The organism is Streptomyces viridosporus (genome assembly GCF_002078235.1).
Lineage (GTDB): Bacteria > Actinomycetota > Actinomycetes > Streptomycetales > Streptomycetaceae > Streptomyces > Streptomyces viridosporus.
In genome coordinates, this window is sequence record NZ_MSGP01000620.1 from 1 (window position 1) to 6,389 (window position 6,389).

The 6,389-nt window shown below is 70.3% G+C and carries 4 protein-coding genes; 2 read left to right on the plus strand and 2 right to left on the minus strand.

The window, feature by feature from the left end:
* Together B7L92_RS34470 and B7L92_RS34475 are read right to left on the minus strand one after the other, a co-directional pair.
* Window positions 1–766 (minus strand): class I SAM-dependent methyltransferase (locus B7L92_RS34470; protein WP_081241170.1); only part of this gene is annotated, 766 nt, incomplete at its 3' end.
* Between the two features lie 186 nt (window positions 767–952).
* Window positions 953–2,674 carry a glycoside hydrolase family 6 protein gene (locus tag B7L92_RS34475; RefSeq protein ID WP_081241171.1) on the minus strand — a complete coding sequence of 574 codons (1,722 nt, stop codon included), beginning with the start codon at window positions 2,672–2,674 and terminating at the stop codon, window positions 953–955.
* Between the two features lie 116 nt (window positions 2,675–2,790).
* Between B7L92_RS34475 and B7L92_RS40795 the strand changes: the two genes are divergently transcribed.
* The gene (locus B7L92_RS40795; protein ID WP_159461085.1) at window positions 2,791–2,964 is read left to right on the plus strand and encodes a hypothetical protein; all 174 of its coding nucleotides are present in this window, start codon (window positions 2,791–2,793) and stop codon (window positions 2,962–2,964) included.
* Window positions 2,965–3,242: 278 nt separating this feature from the next.
* Window positions 3,243–6,161 carry a glycoside hydrolase family 48 protein gene (locus tag B7L92_RS34480; RefSeq protein ID WP_081241172.1) on the plus strand — a complete coding sequence of 973 codons (2,919 nt, stop codon included), beginning with the start codon at window positions 3,243–3,245 and terminating at the stop codon, window positions 6,159–6,161.
* Window positions 6,162–6,389 lie beyond the last annotated feature (228 nt).

Sequence of the window (6,389 nt, forward strand, 5' to 3'; positions counted from 1 at the left end):
CGAGGACCTCGCGGGTGCGGGTGAGGGAGTCCACGACGTAGGCGCGGGCGCGGTCCGTGACCGGTGCGGGGAGGTCGAGGAGGAAGGTGCGCGAGCGGGTGTGGTGCAGACCGGCCGAGGTCAGCAGGGCCGGCCAGTCCTCGACGTGCGCGACCGAGCCGGGCAGGTCGGCGCGCATCCGGGAGAACCACTCCTCCTCCACCGCGTCGATGCGCGCCTGGAGTCCGGGCCGGCCGATGCCGATGTCGCGGGGCAGGAACCGGGCGGGCAGGCCGCCCTCCACCACCGCCAGCGTGCCGCCGGGTGCGAGCCGCGCGGCGCAGGCGGCGAGCGCGGCGCTCTGGTCGCCGAGGTGGTGCACACTGCGGCTGGCCCAGAGCAGATCGGCCGGGTAGTCCAACTCGCCGAGTACGTCCGGCAGTTCACCGGCGAGGGTGTCGAAGCGGTCGGCGACGCCCTGGCGGGCGGCCCGGTCCGCGGCCCGCTCCAGCAGCGGTTTCGAGCCGTCGACGGCCACGATCCGCGCACCCGGGAAGGTCTCGGCGAACAGGCAGGAGATGACGCCGGGCCCGCTGCCGGCGTCGACGACGAGTCCGGGTTCGGTGACCTCCTTCGCCAGCCAGTTCAGGGCCCGCTCGTACAGCGGCGTGAAGAGTTCCGCCTGGGACTCGAGCCGGGGGGCCATCTCGGCCCAGTCGATGTCGGTGTGGTCGTGGTGGTGGCCGTGACCGCGGTCGTGGCCCTGGTCGTGGTGGTGGTGCGCCATGGTGGTCAGCCTCTCCGCTCGGGTGCCGCCAGGGTGCTCCGACGCACCGGGGGTGAGCAACCCGCGTTGCCGCTCCCGCAAAACCGTTCTTCGCGGGAGCGGCGGCACTGCCGACGGGAGGCGTGTGCGGTCCGCCGGGGCCGGACCGGGCGGGCCCGGCCCCGGCGGATCAGCGGGGCCGGCCGGTCAGGACAGCGGCGGGTACGCGTTCCTCATCAGCTCCTGGAACTGGGCGGAGAACCAGTGCCCGGAGACCGGGGCGTCCGGCAGGGCGCCCGACATGTTGTTGTCGTTCCGCGGGTTGCCCGTGTACGTCGGGTCGCACATCCGGTCGAAGCCCTTGCCCTCGTCGTTGTCGATGGCCTTGCTCGACCCGTCGGACTCACCCGGGGGCTTCATCCACACGTAGGCGTCGATCCCGGGCTCCGGTGCGGCCTTCGGCCGTTCCCCGAGACCCGCGCCCTTCTGGTTGCACCAGTTGCCCGTGTTGAACCGGCGGTCGTAGCGGCCGCCGTCGACGTAGGTGTCCACGCTGGTCGTGGCGCCGGGCCCGGTGGGCCGGGCGGTGCCGCCCCAGCCGTTGCGGGAGGTGTCGATCAGCATGCCGATCTTCGAGTCGAAGCCGAGCGAGACCAGCTTCTCGCGCAGGGCCTTGGCGTACGACAGTTCGTCGACGTAGCGGTTCCAGCTGACCCACTTGGACTCGCGCACCGACTTGCCGGCCACGGTCTGGTCGACCGAGAAGTGGTCCTCCTTCAGCGCGCTGTAGTTGGCGGTGTTGGCGATGAAGCCGTGGACGTCGGCCACGGTCGCGCCCTCGGCGGTGGCGGCCTGCTTGAACACCTCCGCGGAGGCCCCGAAGTTGTCGTCCCAGCCCAGCCAGCCGTGGTGGCCCGCGTCCACGTAGTTGTAGACGTTGGGCACGTCACCGAGCTTGTTCAGGGCGTAGCCGACGCCCTTGACGTAGTTGCCGTTGGCCTTCATCACGTCGCAGTTGGGCGTGGCGGTGGCCCGCGGGGAGACGTTGGTGACGAGGTTGGGCAGCGAGTCGATCTCGACCGTGGTGACGATCCGCAGCGAGGCGTACTTCGGGTCGGAGAGGATCGCGGCGATCGGGTCGATGTACTGCGTCTTGTACTTGTCGATCTCCGTGGGGCCGAGTTCGCCGTTGGAGGCGAGCGCGGCGCAGTCGCGGCCGGGCAGGTTGTAGATGACCACCTGGAAGACGAGTTCGCCCGAGCCCTTCTGCCGCAGGGCCTCGTCGAGGTGGGCCCGCAGCCCCATCTTGCCGTTGGCCCCGTTGATGGCGGCGGTGCGGTCCATCCAGACACCGGTGGGCTGGTTCGCGATGCGGCTGCCGCCCGGCTCGGCGGCGGCATTCGCGGACCACTCGGGGTTCACGTACACCTTGGCGCCGACGTAGGGGTTGTCGACCCGGGCGCCCTGGGGCGGCGGGTCGGTCGGGTCCGGCGGGTCGGTGGGTCCGCCGGAGTCGACGTTGCAGGTCACTCCGTCGAGGGTGAAGGTGGCCGGGACCGCGTTGGTGCCGCTGTAGGTGCCCTGGAAGCCGAAGCTGGTCGAACCCCCGGTGGCCAGCGTGCCGTTGTAGGACTCGTTGGCGGCGGTGACGGCGGCGCCGGACTGGGTGAGCTTGGCGTTCCAGCCGCTGGTGATCTTCTGGTTGCCGGCGTACGACCACTTCACCGCCCACGACGACTTGGCGGCGCCGTGGTTGGTGACCGTCACGGACGCGGTGAAGCCGGTGTCCCACTGGTTCTGCACCTTGTAGTCGACGGTGCAGGGGACGGCGGCCGCGCCGACGTCGCCGGGGACGGCGGCGAGTGCCGTCCCGGTGGCGCCGGCGACCAGCGCCATGGCGGCGAGGAGCGCGGTTCTGGTGCGACTCATGAGTGCGGGTTTCCTATCCGTAGGGGGCTGTCCTTCGAGGGCGTGCGCGGGTGATCGCGCGGCCCGGTGCCGTACGGGGGTGGGAGTGCCGTCGTGACCCGGTTCGGGACGGGTCCGTGGCGCCAACCGGGGTGCCTGCGGGCAGCACGGACGGCGAGGGTTCCCACGACAAGTGCGCCGGCCCCGCGCCCGGGGTGCGGGTGGTGCCGTCGAGCCGGATCGCCGCCGTCCCGGTGCCGCCCGAGGAGGAGGGCGTGACGGAGTGCTCCGCCGTGTACGGGGAGGGCTGAAAGTGCTGAACGCGGGGGATGGCGCATGAGCGACTCCTTGCAGTTCACACGCGCCGTGACGGACGCGCCGACTGGTGGAACCGCTCCCACTGGTGCCATGAAGCTAGCGCCAAGTGACGAGGAAGAACAGAGGGTGTTGCCGACTTTCCCCCGCCCCGCCCTGTCGAATCTTTTCGACTCTTCACAAGCCTTGACCGCTCTTGACCCCGTCCCCACTATGGGAGCGCTCCCACTGGTTCAAGCCTTGACCTTTCCCAGTCGCAGGAGGAACCAGCACCATGCACCCCCCACCCAGGAGACGCAGAGGCGTCCGGCGATGGTGGACGGCCGCCGCGGCGGCTCTCGCGCTCCCGCTGACGATGCTCTCTTCAGGCTCGACCCCCGCTCAGGCGGCGGCCGTCCAGTGCAGTGTCGACTACCGGACGAACGACTGGGGCTCCGGCTTCACCGCGGACCTGACGCTCACCAACCGCGGCACGGACCCCATCGACGGCTGGACGCTGACGTACGACTACACGGGCAACCAGAGGCTCGCGAACGGCTGGAACGGCAGCTGGTCGCAGTCCGGGAGGACCGTGACCGTGAAGAACGCCGGGTACAACGCCCGGATCGCCGCCGGCGGCGCCGTCACGACCGGCGCCCAGTTCTCCTACAGCGGCACCAACACCGCGCCCACGTCCTTCGCGATCAACGGCACCACCTGCGTCGGCGCCCACCAGCCGCCGATCACCGTGCTGACCAGCCCCGAGGCCGGGGCCGTCTACACCCAGGGGGAGCCCGTCCCGCTCGCGGCGACCGCGGCGGCGGCCGACGACGCCACGATCACCAAGGTGGAGTTCTACGACGACACCGAGCTGCTGGGCACGGACAGCAGCGCACCGTTCACCCTTTCGGTCGCTGGCTTGACCGTGGGCAGTCATTCACTGGTGGCGAAGGCCTACGACAGCATGGGCGCCTCCGCGAGCTCCAGCCCGGTCGGCATCACGATCGCCTCGGGCCCCACCGTGGTGGCCACCCCCTCCCAACTGGGCGTCAGGCAGGGTGAGTCGGGCACGTACGAGGTGAAGCTGTCGAAGCAGCCGAGCGCGAACGTGACCGTCACGACGGCCCGCGCGAGCGGCAACTCGGGGCTGTCGGTCGCCGGTGGCGCCTCGCTCACCTTCACGCCGTCGAACTGGAACACCGCGCAGAAGGTGACCATCGCCGCCAACGCCTCCGGCACCGGCTCGGCGGTCTTCGAGTCCACCGCACCGGGGCACGGCAAGGCCTCGGTCACGGTGACCCAGCTGGGCGCGACGAAGACGTACGACGCGCGCTTCCTGGAGCTGTACGGCAAGGTCACCGACCCGGCGAACGGCTACTTCTCGCCCGAGGGCATCCCGTACCACTCGGTCGAGACGCTGATCGTCGAGGCACCGGACCACGGTCACGAGACCACCTCGGAGGCGTACAGCTACCTGCTGTGGCTGCAGGCCATGTACGGCAAGGTGACCGGTGACTGGTCGAAGTTCAACGGGGCCTGGGACATCATGGAGCGGTACATGATCCCGACCCGTGCCGACCAGCCGACCAACTCCTTCTACAACGCCTCGAAGCCGGCGACCTACGCGCCCGAGTACGACACCCCGAACGAGTACCCGTCCGCGCTCGACACGGGCGTCCCGGTCGGCCCCGACCCGATCGCGGCCGAGCTGAGGTCCGCCTACGGCACGGACGAGGTCTACGGCATGCACTGGCTGCAGGACGTCGACAACGTCTACGGCTACGGCAACGAGCCGGGCAAGTGCGAGGCCGGCCCGACGGCGACCGGCCCGTCGTACATCAACACCTTCCAGCGCGGCCCGCAGGAGTCGGTGTGGGAGACGGTGCCGCAGCCCACCTGCGACGCCTTCAAGTACGGCGGGAAGAACGGCTTCCTGGACCTGTTCACCAAGGACGCCTCGTACGCCAAGCAGTGGAAGTTCACCAACGCCCCGGACGCCGACGCGCGCGCCGTGCAGGCCGCCTACTGGGCGGACAAGTGGGCCAAGGAGCAGGGCAAGGGCTCCGAGGTCTCCGCGACCGTCTCCAAGGCCGCGAAGATGGGCGACTACCTGCGCTACGCCATGTTCGACAAGTACTTCAAGAAGATCGGCAACTGCGTGGGACCGTCGTCCTGCCCGGCCGGCACCGGCAAGGACTCCTCGCACTACCTGCTGTCCTGGTACTACGCGTGGGGCGGTGCCACCGACTCCTCGGCGGGCTGGGCCTGGCGCATCGGCTCCAGCCACGCGCACGGCGGCTACCAGAACCCGTTCGCCGCGTACGCGCTGAGCACCTACGCGCCGCTGAAGCCGAAGTCGGCGACGGGCGCGGACGACTGGGCCAAGTCGATGCAGCGGCAGCTCGAGTTCTACCGCTGGCTGCAGTCCGACGAGGGCGCCATCGCGGGCGGCGCGACCAACAGCTGGGCGGGGCGGTACGCCACACCGCCGGCCGGCACGCCGACCTTCTACGGCATGTACTACGACGAGAAGCCGGTCTACCACGACCCCCCGTCCAACCAGTGGTTCGGCTTCCAGGCCTGGTCGATGGAGCGGGTCGCCGAGCTGTACCAGCAGACCGGCAACGCGCTCGCCAAGTCGGTCCTCGACAAGTGGGTGGACTGGGCGCTGTCCGAGACCACGGTCAACCCGGACGGCACCTTCCGGATCCCGTCGACGCTGCGCTGGTCGGGCAAGCCCGACACGTGGAACGCCACGAACCCCGGTGCCAACGGCGGTCTGCACGTCACCGTCGTCGACTACACCAACGACGTCGGCGTGGCGGGCGCGTACGCCAGGATCCTGACGTACTACGCCGACCGCTCCGGTGACACCGAGGCCGCGGCCACCGCGAAGAAGCTCCTCGACGGCATGTGGAACAACCACCAGGACGACCTGGGCATCGCCGTCCCGGAGACCCGCACCGACTACAACCGCTTCGACGACCCGGTCCACATCCCCAGCGGCTGGACCGGCACCATGCCCAACGGCGATGCGATCAACTCGTCGTCGACGTTCGACTCGATCCGCTCCTTCTACCAGGACGACCCGGCCTGGTCGAAGATCGAGTCCTATCTGGCGGGCGGCGCCGCGCCCACCTTCACCTACCACCGGTTCTGGGCCCAGGCCGACATCGCCCTGGCCCTGGGCTCGTACGCGGAGCTGCTCGAATAGTCCCCGCCGGCGCTCCGCGTAAGGCTCCGGCACCTGACGCCGGAGCCACCGGCCGGGCGGCCCCCGGGCCCTGTCGTCGTACTCCCGTCTGCCGCACAACGTCATGCACGCACTCTCGCCGCACCGGGCCCTGACCCGAGTACATCCAGTACGAGGCTCAGGGCCCGGCACACCGAGAGCACGCGCCCCCAAGCTCTCGGCTTCGCTCGAGCAGGGGGGACCCCCATG